Here is a 14,587-nt window from a genome sequence, read left to right on the forward strand (position 1 = left end):
TCTACATTATTATCATAAAGCCATGCTTAGGAAAAAAGCATACAAGACCTATTACTTGCATAGTGGCTTTAGCCCAAAAGGAAATTTTATATGAAAAAGAACTTTATAGCTTTAGTACTCGTAGCCCTTGTTGCTTCCTTCGGTTTGTTTGCAGCAGCCCTACCACAACCTGCAGAACTTAATCTTTCAACAACTATTTCAGGCATCAACCTGATGAAGCTAACCACTGACCAATTCAACCCGGCAACCCCGAGTCTCACTTTGTTCAACAATGCCCCAGATAATGAGACAACCGAAGTTGTATCAAGCGCAGCGGACACCGGGACCATTGCCTACTTGAGCATACTCACAAACAAGAGAACCGGTTTCACCGTAACTATGACAGCAGAGGCTCTTGATTCCGCAACCGTTGGCAACGACTTTCTGATTAACTATGTAGTAACCGCAGGGACTGCAACCTATGACACTTCCAATGGATCAGGAACCAACACCATTACAGTAAACTCAGGCATCGCAGGCCTTACCGCCTTCAGTTATCCTGTATCCGTAGATCTCAACGATACTGAATATGACGCAGCACTTGAGGACACCTACACAGGAACCGTAACGTTCACCTACACAACTAACGCTTAAGACAAATCTCCATCTTTTTGCATGACAATCTCCAATAAGGCTACCCTTTACCGGGTAGCCTTATCTTCAACCTTCGTAGAAATCCTTCTTGTTGCCCTTGTAAACCTCAGTCAGATTATTTGCTATGGCAGGCGCAAACCTCAACCTCTCCACCACCATTTCAAATAGCAACTACAAAAAACTTTCTCAGTTGGCTTTAGCCCCTTCGATAGCCAGCCTGCAGATAACAGTGCTACGTCAAATGCTACAACCGAGACGGTCAGTAACACAGAGCCCTCTGGTACAATTGCCTGGTTGCGCATTCCTGGCCAACAGAGAACCGGTTTCACATCTGGCATCAAGTAGCTTTCTTCGCTCCCCCAAACTGCACAGGAAACCTCCGCTCCAAATCCTTAATTTTTGATCTTCTCTTTTGCATACCAGCATTTTCAAGTCACTCGGAATAGATAACTAGTGTCAAACCATTTACATTTTCTTGCACTTTTTCAATTAATCCAATGCAATTTTTTACATATACAAGCACATTTCCTATTACTTTAATGCATTCTTGTCATAAGTTGAAAACTTTAAGAAATTTTCATTTTGTTTTATAGTATAGTTTTACATATTTTTTTATTATTTTTAATGCTTTAAGTATTTTTTTTTAAAGTTTCTGTTGACATAAGACTCTGTTTTTTATAATATACACATGTGCTCAGGGAAAGAGCACTTCTCGAAAATCTTGCACAGGGGCCTGAAAAGCCCTTAAAGGAATTTTAAAATGAAAAAGAATATCGTAGCTCTTGTTGTTGTTGCCCTTGTAGCTTCATTCAGTTTGTTTGCTGTTGCAGATGCAAACCTTAACCTTTCAACTCATATTTCAGGCATCAACTACATGGCCTTAACTGCAACGGAACTCACGACTTCCACTGTAGATGCATACGATACCGCTGCTGGGACAATCGTGGGGTCCAAGGAAATCACAAGCGCAACCGCTACTGGAACCATTGCATATCTGAGCATCCTCTCCAACAACAGAAAAGGCTTCGAAGTAGCAATATCTGCCACTCCACTTGCCTCTTCCACTGATGGCAACTCGTACAAAATCAACTACGTGGTGCATGCAGGAACAGCTTCCTTTGATACTTCTGCCAATGCCACTAATACCTCCAACAAACTTACCGGTGGAGTCATTGCAGGCCTCAAGGCTTACAGCTTCCCAGTTTCAGTGGCCGTCAACGGTACCGAATATGCAGCAGCCCTTGAAGACACCTACAGAGCAACAGTCACCTTCGCCTACACTGCAAAATAATCCCGGATTCATTCCAAGCTTGTCTGTCCAAAAAGCTACCCCTGCACCGGGTAGCTTTTTTATTGATGAATGCTAAAGGTTCATTACCATATTTGCAAAACAATTGGTTCTTTCACATCACAGGGCAATACCTCTTTCCCTAGCTGTAGCAACTGATCAGGGTCTCTCTTGCATTTTATTGCCTAGGTGTCATATAGTATGGCAATTAGTGACTATGTATCTTGATTTGTTGTTTATAGTTAATTTAGTATTATACGTTTAGCTATAGCTGTTAATAGAAGACCTTTTTCTCTTTAATGATACAACCGTGCTCAGGGAAAGTGCACTGTTCTAAAATCTTGCACAGGAGCCTACACTCCTAAAGGAATACTACCATGAAAAAACCCTTCATAGTTCTTATCCTGATTGCTTTAGTAACTACGGTAAGCTTGTTTGCTGGTTCTGAGACAACTGCAGATGCGAGCCTTACCCTATCTGCCGAAATCTTGGGTATCAACATGATGAAACTGACTGCGTCTCCATTCACCCCCGAAACTCCTAGTATCGACCTATTCAATGGAGCTGCCGACAACGAAAATCTGGAAGAAATCAGCAGCGCAGAAGAAGTCGCGGACATCGCTTGGTTGAGCATCCTTACCAACAGGAGAACGGGTTTTTCAATCTATGTTTCAGCTACCCCTTTGGTAAATGCTGACAAAAACTATGAAATCGATTACAAGATTTCAATGAATGAAACCTTCACGTACGCATCAAAACCGACAAGTCTCCCCTTCGTAGAAATAAAGCCAGGAATAACAGGCCTTTCCGCTTTCAGTTATCCGATCTCAATCGATATCAATGATGATCAATATGCAGCTGCCTTGGAAGGAACCTACACCGGAACTGTTACCTTCACCTACAAAGCAAATTAACCAGGGTAACCATTTTTACCCAGAAAGCTTCTCTTGAAAAGAGGAGCTTTTCTTCTTCTTTCCTTATCAGAAGTTCATGAAAAGTAAGAACTCCGTGCAGAAATCAGGATTAATCGAAAAACCAGCAGTATTTTCAAGTTATTTACAAGAATATTAATCCATTATGCTATTTTTTTCTGAAGTTATGTAACATGTTTGTCATAACAATTTTTTTTCACTTCTTTTCACTATATAACTTTATACTTTCCTACATATTTTTTTTCTGTTTTATTCACTATTAATATATCTTTCTATTGACATATGTTTCCAACGGTTACATTCTATATACGTATTCAAAGATAATTCGCTTGAAGCGATTACATACGGAGAAAAAAATGAAAAGGCTTTTTGCAATCATAGTATCGATAGCTATTCTCTGTTCACTCTCACTATTTGCCGCTGATGGAACAGCAACTACTTCTAGCGCTAAGTTAACCATTTCTGCAACAATACAAGAAGAAAGCAATATCAAGATAACCGACGCAACCCATTCAAGCATAGACAGGAAGGATTTCGATTCTGTCACGCCTTTTACCAAATATGTAATTCTGGGATCGGGGAAAACCGGAGTAATCGCATATGTCCATGTCAAAACCAACAAACATTCAAACTTCACCATCACAATGACCGCCACCCCATTAACCTCAGAAAACAACTCGGCAAAAATTGATTATACAGTCTACTTGGATGAAGGTACTAACGATGTCACCTTCACTACAAATGCATCATCCAACACGAACAATGTCCTTACCGATGGGTATGGAAATGGCCATGGAAACGACAATGGAAACGGTAATGGATGGGGCCATCTGAAAGTTTTTTCCTATCCCCTAGCAATTGACTTAGAAGATACATCCTATGAGGCAGCACTTGAGGATACCTATTCGGGAACGGTCACCTTCAACTACGCATCTATTTAAAAAAATAGTTCCTACACTGTCTTATAAACGGCTACCCTCTTTTTGGTAGCCGTTTCTTATCTGTTGACCAAGGAAGGAACTTGCACTAGCATGGGGTTGCTGGTTCTGGAAAAACGGAACGGGGTGTGATTCCCCGACGGTCCCGCCACTGTAATCGATGATGAAAACAGAGTTTACCATTGTCCCAAGGATGAGAAGGTCTGCTAGTAAGAAGAATCGTAAGTCAGGAGACGTTTCCAGATTGAAATTCTTCGTGGAAAAAGAGACAGCATCCCAGGACTATTCCTGTTTTCGCACTATACCTCCACGAAGAAAGCATATATTTTTTCTGGAGGCCCTTCATGAAGAAGCGCGGAATCTTCTCCCTGGTCTTGCTGCTTGCAGTTTTTACAACGCTTGCCGCACAAGATTACACTGACATCGGAACTGCCTACGAACTCGTCATCTCTGACGAAGCCCTCGCAGAAGCAGAAACAAACAGCTCCTCAAGCGTCACTACTATCACTAGCGAGGAGATCAAAGCATACAATGCTGAGACTACCGCAGAACTGGTAAACAAGGCGATAGGAACAACCTTTTCCTCCTATGGGGCTTTAGGTGCCGCACAGAACGTCCAGATTCGGGGAGCTAGCTCAGACAAAACAGCAGTATATCTCGATGGGGTCCCCCTTACTTCGGCGCACCAGGGAACCTATGACCTTTCCTCCATTCCCCTCAATATGATCGATCACATCGAAATCATCAAAAGCGGTGCAGGAAACCTTGCAAGGACCAATGCCATCGGCGGCATGGTAAACCTAATTACCAAAAAGGGGACTGTAACGGAGAAGCCGTATACCCTCTCGTTTGAGAACGGGTCATTCCTTCCTCTTTCGTATGGTTCATCTGATGTGAGGAATTGGGCCTCACTGACAGACAGCCAGAAACTCGACCTCTCTTACTCCAACAACCTCAACGGCCTTGGTGTTTCTGCAAACCTCGGTGGTATCGTGGCACAGAATGCCTATACCTATGATACCTCTACTGACAGGGCCCTCAGGGAAAATGCAGGGGTAAAGAATATGCATGGGAGTGTGAACCTCGATGGGAATGTAGGTGAGAATATTGCATTCAAGTCGAACAATATGGCTTTTTACCAGAACCTTGGAGTACCGGGATCAACATCCTGGCCTTCTGCGGATACCTATCAAAATGATTTCCAGGCAACCACAAACAATGACTTTACGTTCTCTAATTTGGGATTTGACCCAGTCGAGAGTGTAAAAGCTGTTGTCAGCTATACCTTTGCAAGAACGTTTTTCCATGATGCGATCAATGGGGACAGTACCCATAACAAGCATAAAGCCTACACCCAGGTGGAACAGAACTGGGACCTTGGAGAAAACTACTCCCTTACCTCAGGGATTGACGGCACCTTGGACTATGTTGACAGCACCAAGATCGGGAAGGAAGGACGGTTCATTCCATCGATCTATGCCAATGGAAGCATCTACCTGCCCACTGGCCTTGTCTCATTGCATCCAAGTGTCAACATTGCCTATATCAGCGACACGAACCAAGTGTCACCCAATGCTTCCCTTGGTGTAATCTATGCAATCCTTGATACAACGTCTCTCAAGGCAACGGTAAGCTATGCGGAAAATGTTCCCACGTTCAGCCAGATGTACTGGCCAGACGACTGGGGTTACCATGGAAATCCTGATTTAAAGACTGAAAAAGGTATCAATGGAGATTTGGGGGCATCCTATACGAACGGTCCTCTTTCCTACGAGGGATCCCTGTTTGGAAGGAATATCTACGATGCAATCGCGGGGGACCCCAATGACAATTACATCCCTTATAACATTGCCCATAGCGTCTATTTCGGAACAGAGCAGAGTGTGGAATGGACAATCAATGCAATGTTTGCCTTACAGTCCAGTTACCAGTACAACAAAAGTTTCGACCTTTCCAACGGGCAGACCCTTTCGGACAATATCGAGGTCTCCTCGGTGCGAAAACATACGGCAAAAGCCTCTGTTTCTTACACACAGAACATCTATGATGTGGTGCTGTCAGGCGAATACCTTGGGAAAACCACGTACTCCGATGCAATCGTGTTGCTGAACCTCAGTGCAAACGCCCAGGTTACTGAAAATCTAAAAACCTATATTGCTATCGACAACCTGCTTAATACGTCCTATGAGTTATATAGCGGTTACCCGATGCCCAAGATGAAGGTCCGTCTCGGTGGAAGCTGGAATTTCTAAGATGGAAGCAACCAATCTACTTTCACTCTTACAAAAGGGAGGAGCGGTCATGTGGCCGCTCTTTGCCCTCCTGGTCATCACCTTGGTGGTAGCAGCACAGCGGGCGATAACGCTTGTCATGCTCTATCGAAACGGGGAAAAGGAAACCAAGGCAAAACTCGAAAACCCGCTTTCGATTCTAGACCTCATCGCCATGATCAGCCCGGTTATTGGATTTTTGGGAACCGTAACGGGTATGATCAATGCATTCAAGTCAGTGTCGGAAGCAACGTCGGTACAGCTACAGGTTGTGGCCTCCGGGCTCTATGAAGCGCTGTTCACTACGGCCTTCGGCCTTATCATATCCATTGTGGCTACTATCTTTAGTTTTCTCCTGGATATGGCAATAGGAAAGGTATGCGAAGACGAAAACAAGAGTTAGCACAGCCAAGCGATATAGCCTTCCTGCTTATCATCTTTTTTTTACTCCTCTCTGGCATAGAGGTGTCCAAAAGCCTCGATTTGCAGAGTGGAAATAAAATTCAGACGCAGAGTGAATCCATTTCCCTGACTATCCACAGTAACGGGGAAATGAGCAATGGAAACACACAAACCAGCCTTGCCGAACTGGAAGGTCTTCTGAATGAAGGAACCTCCCTGTCTGTATTTGTTGAGGGAGAGGCTCTATGGCAGGCAGTAGTCGATGTTCTTTCCATTGCCCAGAGACACCAGGTGGCCTCAATCCTGGTGGAGATGGCACTATGAGAAAAAAACAATCAGCCCCAGCCACTGCCATGACCGACATTGCCTTTCTGCTCCTGTTGTTCTTCTTGATCTTGGCCCTCTCGACACGATTGACCCCAATACCGCTCACCCCGGCTATAAGTGAGGATGCCTTAGCAGCACAGGCTGGCAATACAATTGTTATAGGACGTGACGGTTCCCTTTTCTATCAGGACAATCCGATTTCGCTCTATACAATACCCAGCGAAACGGAAATAACCTTGTTAGCTGACAAGGACACCCCATTCAAACTCATCAGTCCGGTCCTTGAGGCTTTACAGAAAAATGGGACAACAACCATTCATTGCCTAGTGGGACAAAGCCAATGAAACTACCTGCCACAATACTTTTGACAATCACAATTACTGCAATCTCTATTGGAAGCCTCTTCATCCCCTTTACGATGCAAGACAAGCAAGCTATGCAGGTTACCCATGCAACTGCAGCAACTATTTCCTTTAGCGAAAAAGTAGAACAGACTGCATCTTCCCTTAACACAGAACAGCCCGTTGCAGTCGAACAGCCCGTTGCAGTCGAACAGCCCGTTGCAGTCGAACAGCCCGTTGCAGTCGAACAGCCCGTTGCAGTCGAACAGCCCGTTGCAGTCGAACAGCCCGTTGCAGTCGAACAGCCCGTTGCAGTCGAACAGCCCGTTGCAGTTGAGCAGCCCGTTGCCGTTGAGCAGCCCATTTCTATGACTTCAAAGATCTCCTCTGTTGAAGTTGCTGCAAGCAGTAAGAGCCATGCCGCCTCAGCAGTCTCAGAGGATATACGTACTACCTTGGTGGAAGGATATTATGCTATTGATTCGGTAGATGAAGGACCCCAGTTCGACCGTTCTGTCCTTGCAGGGCGAATAAAATACCCTGCCGCAGCCAAGCGACAGGGAAAAGAGGGATTGGTTGTCCTCAGACTGCATATTTCTGCAACAGGTGTAATAGAGTCGATTGCCGTGGAGGAAGACCCAGGGTATGGGTTTGCCGATGCTGCCGTCGCCGCCTTTTCCAACTTGACCTGCCAGCCTGCCTTCCTTCTTGGGAAAGCCGTTGCAGTAACCCTGCTCTACCCGGTACGGTTTACTCTGAGGTAAGCAACCGCTTGGTCAGTCGCTTTAGACTGTGGAAGGTGGAGTCGGCAGAAATAAAGGCCCAGGATTTTGTTCTTTTCAGTACAAGCCCTTCCACAACCTGTTCCACCGTATAGAAATTCCCACCGATGCGGGTATTGTCATAGGGACAGAACGCCTTGGCATAATACAACGTCTTCGTCTCCCCGTCCTTGATAGTGACCGTGGTAGGGGCACCTAACAGCGTATCATTTGGACTAAGGTTTTCGGTTCCCCTGTACAATCTATTGGTTCCCGAACCACAGTTGATTGAATACTGTTGGCTCATCCCCCCTGCATAGAAAGCCCAGGGGGGCTCAATCCTTCCCCCGTACTCAAAGAGGAAATTATTGAAATTGACAGGGATATCGTCAGGACCAAGCGCATTCGGCCCCGGAAAGAAAGTAAAGTAAATCATCTGTTGCCTGGGGTTGATCACACTCGACCAACCTAGGTTAGAGGAACGGGGGACCAAACCGGATATGAAATCGGTCTTCCCTATCGGGGAGGGAACTTCAGTCAAGTCAGCAGTCCCGCCCCCGAGCAAGGGAGCCTTTTTCCAGTCTTCAAACTGTGTGTTCGGCTGCAAGCGCGAAACAGAACCCTGAATCTGGCCAGCGGGGGAAGACACCCATGACTGGGCACAGGCATTGAGCACACACCCCGATTCAAAGAACGGAGACCCGAGTTCATTGCTCCAGGTAGCATTCGTCACCATATCTGCACCGCTATTGTTGGTAATAATGCAGGCGGTGTAATGGACTGGCTGGTTGGGAAGCAACATATCAATCTTGCGAACCTGCCACTTTTCCTTGCGGTTGCGCACTAGACTCATAAGCCAGACTCCCCCGAACTCAGGGTCGGTGCCATAGCGCTCGACCATCCAGTAGGCACTGGGGGTGAACCCACTCTGTCCCTGCTGTGTATTGTCTTCCTGGGAAGTGGGAGGCCCATAATTGGGGAAACTGAAATAGGAACCCGCCCTTTGATACAGATGGGGACTGTTTTTCCAGAAATCCCTGTTTTCATCGCTGAATACAGAAGTGCCGGTGCCCCGGTAGTAAGGAAGCAGATGGGCGTTGATACGCCCCCCGTTTGGGGCTACAGAACTAAGTTCAAGTTCCATACCCCCTTGGTCTTCGAGGACAACCCTGATCAAATCATTGTTCAGAACAGTAGCATTACGGCTTTCCCAAAGTCTCAGACGCCGGATATCCATGATTCTTCTCCTAAAATTCACAAAAAAGCGGGGTGTTTAATTCCCTTTGTCACAGTATACTGTTACCAGATATCCCCTCATTTTTCAAGGAGAGCAAAATGATAACCAAGAAGGACCAATGCTTCTATCTTTCTACCAAAAATACAACCTATTTATTCTCCGTCACAGAGACAGGACATCTAGAGCACCTCTATTATGGAAAAACAATTGCACCAGATTCTATCAACCTGGAAGCACTCAGTGAAAAACGATCGCTCCCGATCGGAACCGGTACAGCCTATGACAACGCCCATAAAACCCTTTTTCTTGGCAACCTCTGCCTTGAGTATTCTACCATGGGAAAGGGCGATTGCAGAGAAAGTTCGGTAGATATTGAATATGGACGGGGAATGCACACCCTCGATTTCACAGTCAAGGACTTCAGGATCCTGCAGGGAAAGCCAAGAACCTTCGGGGGCCTTGCCGAGTCCTATGGGGACAAGGAAACCTGCACCACCCTTGAAATAACACTTAAGGACACCTGCCTGCCCATACGCCTTGCCCTCTCCTACACCGCCTTCGAAGACTCCGATGTCATAACCAGGCGATCAACCCTCTTCAACGACAGCGACAGAACTATCACCATACGCAACCTGGCTTCCCTGCAGCTCGATCTCGATGAGGATGACTGGAATTTCGTCACCTTCGATGGCGCCTGGTCAAGGGAGCGCTATCAGCATGAGAGACCTTTGATGCCTGGTATCATGATCAACGATAGCAAGACAGGGGTCAGCTCTGCAGAGCACAACCCCTGTGTTTTCCTTACCAAACAGGGAAGCACCCCTTCAAACGGAGAATGCATAGGTTGCAACCTCGTCTACAGCGGAAACCATAGGGAACTGGTAGAAACCTCCCCCTATGGGAAAGTCAGGCTTTTGACCGGCATCAACCCAGCGACCTTCAGCTGGGAGCTTTCCAGCCAGGACAGGTTCCAGAGTCCCGAGGCTGTGTTAACCTTCTCGTCCTTGGGAATGAACGGGGCAAGCAACAACTTCCATCACTTTATCAACAACCATATCGTCAGGGGACCTTGGAAATTCAGGGAAAGACCCGTATTGGTAAACAACTGGGAAGCTACTTATTTCAATTTCTCCGAAGACAAACTCATCGCCCTTGCAAAACAATCGGCAGAGCTCGGGGCAGAACTCTTCGTCCTCGATGACGGCTGGTTCGGTATCCGCAACGACGATACCACTAGCCTCGGGGACTGGACGGTCAACCCAAAGAAACTGCCTTCCGGCCTTTCCAGGCTGTCGCTTGAAATACACCGTCTGGGTATGATGTTCGGCCTCTGGGTTGAACCGGAAATGATCAGCGTTGAAAGCGAACTCTACAAGAAACACCCCGACTGGATGGTAGCCATCCCGGGGCGCACTCCCAGTGTCGGAAGAAACCAACACCTCCTCGACCTTACCCGGCTTGACGTTAGGGAATACCTGTTCAAAATACTTTCAGACACCTGGCACCTGGCCGATGTAAACTATATCAAGTGGGATATGAACAGAACCTTCTCCGACCTGTATAGTGCAAACAGCGAAATCCACAACCACGGGGAATTCATCCATCGCTACGTCCTTGGCCTGTATGAATTGCTTTCCCGCCTGACAGCCGCATTCCCCAATGTACTGTTTGAGTCGTGTGCAAGCGGCGGAAACCGTTTCGACCTCGGCATGCTGTGCTTTATGCCGCAGACCTGGACCAGTGACAATACCGATGCCCTTTGCCGGCTCTACATCCAGGAAGGAACCTCCTGCGGATATCCTCTCTCTACAATGGGGTCGCATGTAAGTGCTTCACCCAACCACCAAACCCTTCGAAAGACCGATTTAGATTCACGGTTCAACATAGCGGCCTTTGGAGTCCTAGGATACGAACTTGACATAACCAAGCTTACCCGCCAACAGAAAGAAGCGGTCAAGGCCCAGATTTCTTTTTACAAAGCCCACCGGGCAATTTTGCAGTTCGGTACCTTTAACCGGATAAAACTGGCAAACAGCAGTTCCAACCAGGTGGTATGGCTCGTGCACAACGCTGACAAATCGGAACTATTGGTGCTTTTTGCCCAGAAACTGAATCCGAGCAACCCGGGAACGGATAAACTTCGCATTGAAGGTGCTCATCTCGAAGCTATATATGAAGTCTTCCCACGGCAGCAGAAAATTGACCTGAAATCAATCGGGGACCTTATCAACCAGATAAGCCCCTTTGCCATCAGCGAGGGAAGCAAAACCCAGGATGCTCTCAGTAATGCCGTCTCCCTGGACAGCGAAATCGAACATTACAGGGTTAGCGGGGAATTGTTGGCTAATGCAGGGATCAAGCTGAACCAACAGTTCGGCGGAACCGGATATAATGCAGAAACCCGTGTCCTCGGTGATTTCGGGAGTCGGCTCTACATCTTTAAAAGGATCAACTAGAAGGACAGCAGTTCTGCAATTTCCTCAGGGGTAACGGCCTTCAGATAGTGAGAACGAAGGAAGGCCACGTTTTCGACACTGCCATAGAGCAGAGCTCCCTTGAGCTTTCCATCCTCGACGAAATACGCTTCATACCGCCCATCCTTCAATTTATTGGTGCTTGCTCCCGAGACATCCCCCACGCTCACAATTTCCAACTTCTCATCTTTGAAACGAGTCATCAGCACGGGGGGAATATAGTCCTTTGTTTCCCCGAGCAATGTAGCCATAACGCTCTGGGCCATCCCAATGGCAACGGGAAGAATGCCTGGCACCTGTCCCTTATATTGGGCGCAGTCTCCGATTGCAAAGATATGCTCATCGCTGGTCCTCAGCTTTTCATCGACGACAATACCCCTGTCGACTTCAAGATCGGCATCCTTGGCCAAGGAAGTCTCAGCGTTCACCCCCAAGGAGAGAATAAGGGTTTTGCAGGGGATATCCTCTCTGCCTTCCACGACCAAGGCCTCGATCCGATTGTCTTGGTCGACTCGTTTGCCAGTAGCTTTTATGCATTCATTGATTACAAGGCCGTCCGACTCCAGCTGGACGCGTAACAGTTTTGAGGCCTTTGCATCAAGCTGCCTTGCAAGGATATGCGAAGCACCTTCACATACAGTGACACCATAACCTTTGCGCAGTATGGCCAAAGCAGCCTCGAGGCCAAGCAATCCACCGCCTAGTACCACCACGGGATCTGCAAGGGTCTGGCTTATCAACAAGGCATCCTCGAGGGTTCTCAGCGTGCTGACTCCTTTCGTATTGGCAAAAGCATCGAGTACCCTTCCCCTGCTTCCGGTTGCAAGTACAAGGAAATCATAAGGGGAGGTTTCACCATCATCCAGAAGGATTTCCTGTTTCTGGCGGTCAATTTTCTTTACTGCCTTATGGACCAGGTAGGGAGCCTCCCTCGTAGAGGGAAGTGCGCAGAGCCCCTCTTCATCACAGAGCAGCTGGGGAAGTTTAATCCTGCTGTAGAACCCATACGGTTCCTCCGTGTATAAAGTAACAGCAACACCTCGGCTGGAAAGTCTCTCAGCTACCATGGAACCTGCCACACCATTACCAATCACACATACTCGCATAGTTTCCTCTCCCTTACAAAACTATAGCACAAACAGTACCCTGTCCACTGCCAAATTAAGATACTTGCCCCAATCTCCTGCGAGCTGTATTATGGCGATCATGGAACAAATCGTTATATATATCGAAGAGAACGCCCAAGGCAATACGCTCTATCAGCGCTATCTAAGCGAATGCCAGGCTATCAGGAAAACCGTGTTCATCGAAGGACAGGACGTTGCCCCCGAGATAGACCTGGACGGCCTTGATACCTCGTGTGCCCATCTGCTTTTGCTCCTGGGTGAAAAACCGGCGGCGACACTGAGGATACGCAAAACCGCCGAAGGAACAAAACTTGAACGGGTAGCGGTTTTGCAAGAGTTCCGAGGTCACAACTATGGCAAACTCCTTGTCCAGTGCGCACTCGCTCTCAGTGAACCTCCTGTATATATCCATGCCCAGGTACCAAGTGAAGGGTTCTACAAGAATCTGGGCTTCACCGTGGAAGACCCAACGATTTTCTATGAAGCAAACATCCCCCACAGAACCATGTTCTGGCCAAACCATATAAAAGGAAAAACACAGTGCAACATCATAAGACTATCGTAATTGCAGGGGCTGGCGTATTCGGGACAGCCATTGCCGAACGCCTTGCCTGGAATGATACAAATACAGTCATCCTCTGGACTATTGAAGAGGATGTAGTACAGGACATCAATAAAAACCATAGGAATAGCAAATATTTCCCCACCCACTTTTTGAACACGACTATCAGGGCAACCAATGACAAGGAAATATTCCGTTCTGCGGACTGCATTCTGCTTGTGATCCCCTCAAAGGCCATAGTGCCCTTTACCAATGAAATCCAGTCGATGACCAAAGAAGGCTGCATGGTAATAAACCTTGCAAAGGGAATGAGTGACGACGGGGCCTTCATCACCGAAAAAATCCCGTTTGCCCGGACGGCAAGCATGAAAGGGCCGACCTTTGCCATAGAGGTGCTCAACGGCCTTCCTTCGGCATTCACCTTCGGAGGAAGCAAAGCAGACTACCTGGAATTCAAGGAAGAAGTACTGAAAGGAACCGGTCTCTACCTGGACCATACCGTCGATATCCGCTCCGTTGAACTGATGAGTGTCTTGAAAAATATGTATGCAATAGCCATTGGTCTGGTCTCGGGCAGATTCAATTCCCCTAATGTTGATTTTCTGGTCTATACGAAGGCTGTCAATGAAATGAGAAAATTCCTCACCCTTTTTGATTGCGATCCACAGACTATCTTCTGTTACTGCGGACTCGGAGACCTGGGACTTACCAGTCTCAATGACCTTTCCAGGAACAGAACCATGGGATTGCTGATGGGCAAAGGTTTTTCCATCGACAACAGCGGCAGCTCATCGACAGTAGTGGAAGGGTGCAGAACCATAAAACTCATGGGGGAAATGACAAGGGAAAAAGGCCTCAAGGAAGAATACCCGCTCGTCCAGGCACTCTACAGGCTGATGAATGAAGGTGAATCACTCAATGACTATATGATGGCTACCTTTTCCTGACCAGATAGGGGCCAATTAAGAAAAACAGGGAAATAAACCGGTACCAATAAAACGGACAATTGTATAAAAGATTCCTTTTCAACAAGTAGACTCTGTCAAACACAGGGTCTACTTGTTCTTCAATCCTTGGCTCTCTTGTGACCTTGAAATCTGGTAAATGTAAGATGGATTTGGTATACTGTTGCATGGGCGTCCGTCCTTGTTAGCTTGTTTTTTGGTTAAATCAATACTAACAGATGGATTGCCCATTTTCTATAATGATAGGTCAGGTCTCTTTTTTGGCTGTTTCATCATTCCCCACAGATATTTCCCATGAACCAGATATTTCCCCTACACTCAATAAAAAAC

General features: G+C 46.9%; 14 protein-coding genes and 1 riboswitch. Of the genes, 12 read left to right on the forward strand and 2 right to left on the reverse strand.

Annotation, left to right across the window (positions count from 1 at the left end; genetic code table 11):
- Window positions 1-90 precede the first annotated feature (90 nt).
- From SPIGRAPES_RS06830 to SPIGRAPES_RS16510, 9 genes are all read left to right on the forward strand, one after another.
- The gene (locus SPIGRAPES_RS06830) at window positions 91-633 is read left to right on the forward strand and encodes a hypothetical protein (protein WP_014270036.1); all 543 of its coding nucleotides are present in this window, start codon (window positions 91-93) and stop codon (window positions 631-633) included.
- Window positions 634-1,393: 760 nt separating this feature from the next.
- A complete protein-coding gene (locus tag SPIGRAPES_RS06835) occupies window positions 1,394-1,924 on the forward strand; it encodes a hypothetical protein (protein WP_014270037.1) in 531 nt (176 codons plus the stop codon).
- 374 nt (window positions 1,925-2,298) lie between these two features.
- A complete protein-coding gene (locus SPIGRAPES_RS06840; RefSeq protein WP_014270038.1) occupies window positions 2,299-2,835 on the forward strand; it encodes a hypothetical protein in 537 nt (178 codons plus the stop codon).
- A 374-nt stretch (window positions 2,836-3,209) separates the two neighbouring features.
- Window positions 3,210-3,794 (forward strand): hypothetical protein, encoded by a 585-nt coding sequence (locus tag SPIGRAPES_RS06845; RefSeq protein WP_014270039.1) that lies wholly within the window; start codon window positions 3,210-3,212, stop codon window positions 3,792-3,794.
- Between the two features lie 69 nt (window positions 3,795-3,863).
- A riboswitch (cobalamin riboswitch) is annotated at window positions 3,864-4,043 on the forward strand.
- Window positions 4,044-4,135: 92 nt separating this feature from the next.
- Window positions 4,136-6,043 (forward strand): TonB-dependent receptor plug domain-containing protein, encoded by a 1,908-nt coding sequence (locus SPIGRAPES_RS06850; RefSeq protein ID WP_014270040.1) that lies wholly within the window; start codon window positions 4,136-4,138, stop codon window positions 6,041-6,043.
- A 1-nt stretch (window position 6,044) separates the two neighbouring features.
- Window positions 6,045-6,464, forward strand: coding sequence for a MotA/TolQ/ExbB proton channel family protein (locus SPIGRAPES_RS06855; protein WP_050805755.1), 420 nt, complete (start codon window positions 6,045-6,047; stop codon window positions 6,462-6,464).
- Window positions 6,440-6,787 (forward strand): biopolymer transporter ExbD, encoded by a 348-nt coding sequence (locus tag SPIGRAPES_RS17000; RefSeq protein ID WP_014270041.1) that lies wholly within the window; start codon window positions 6,440-6,442, stop codon window positions 6,785-6,787. The genes SPIGRAPES_RS06855 and SPIGRAPES_RS17000 overlap by 25 nt, the downstream gene beginning before the upstream one ends.
- The gene (locus SPIGRAPES_RS06865; RefSeq protein WP_014270042.1) at window positions 6,784-7,134 is read left to right on the forward strand and encodes a biopolymer transporter ExbD; all 351 of its coding nucleotides are present in this window, start codon (window positions 6,784-6,786) and stop codon (window positions 7,132-7,134) included. The genes SPIGRAPES_RS17000 and SPIGRAPES_RS06865 overlap by 4 nt, the downstream gene beginning before the upstream one ends.
- A complete protein-coding gene (locus SPIGRAPES_RS16510; protein WP_014270043.1) occupies window positions 7,131-7,895 on the forward strand; it encodes an energy transducer TonB in 765 nt (254 codons plus the stop codon). The genes SPIGRAPES_RS06865 and SPIGRAPES_RS16510 overlap by 4 nt, the downstream gene beginning before the upstream one ends.
- Here SPIGRAPES_RS16510 and SPIGRAPES_RS06875 read toward each other — a convergent pair.
- Window positions 7,882-9,129 carry a hypothetical protein gene (locus SPIGRAPES_RS06875; protein ID WP_014270044.1) on the reverse strand — a complete coding sequence of 416 codons (1,248 nt, stop codon included), beginning with the start codon at window positions 9,127-9,129 and terminating at the stop codon, window positions 7,882-7,884. The two genes, SPIGRAPES_RS16510 and SPIGRAPES_RS06875, sit on opposite strands and share 14 nt — an antisense overlap.
- Before the next feature lie 98 nt (window positions 9,130-9,227).
- Here SPIGRAPES_RS06875 and SPIGRAPES_RS06880 point away from each other — a divergent pair, with 98 nt between their 5' ends.
- Window positions 9,228-11,585, forward strand: coding sequence for an alpha-galactosidase (locus tag SPIGRAPES_RS06880; protein WP_014270045.1), 2,358 nt, complete (start codon window positions 9,228-9,230; stop codon window positions 11,583-11,585).
- On the opposite strand, the gene SPIGRAPES_RS06885 is transcribed toward SPIGRAPES_RS06880, so the two are convergent.
- Window positions 11,582-12,709, reverse strand: coding sequence for an NAD(P)/FAD-dependent oxidoreductase (locus tag SPIGRAPES_RS06885; protein ID WP_014270046.1), 1,128 nt, complete (start codon window positions 12,707-12,709; stop codon window positions 11,582-11,584). The genes SPIGRAPES_RS06880 and SPIGRAPES_RS06885 overlap by 4 nt on opposite strands.
- A 100-nt stretch (window positions 12,710-12,809) precedes the next feature.
- Here SPIGRAPES_RS06885 and SPIGRAPES_RS06890 point away from each other — a divergent pair, with 100 nt between their 5' ends.
- Both SPIGRAPES_RS06890 and SPIGRAPES_RS06895 read left to right on the forward strand, forming a co-directional pair.
- A complete protein-coding gene (locus SPIGRAPES_RS06890) occupies window positions 12,810-13,295 on the forward strand; it encodes a GNAT family N-acetyltransferase (protein WP_245535479.1) in 486 nt (161 codons plus the stop codon).
- Window positions 13,271-14,239, forward strand: coding sequence for an NAD(P)H-dependent glycerol-3-phosphate dehydrogenase (locus tag SPIGRAPES_RS06895; protein WP_014270048.1), 969 nt, complete (start codon window positions 13,271-13,273; stop codon window positions 14,237-14,239). The genes SPIGRAPES_RS06890 and SPIGRAPES_RS06895 overlap by 25 nt, the downstream gene beginning before the upstream one ends.
- The last annotated feature ends 348 nt before the right edge of the window (window positions 14,240-14,587 follow it).

It is taken from the genome of Sphaerochaeta pleomorpha str. Grapes (genome assembly GCF_000236685.1).
Lineage (GTDB): Bacteria > Spirochaetota > Spirochaetia > Sphaerochaetales > Sphaerochaetaceae > Sphaerochaeta > Sphaerochaeta pleomorpha.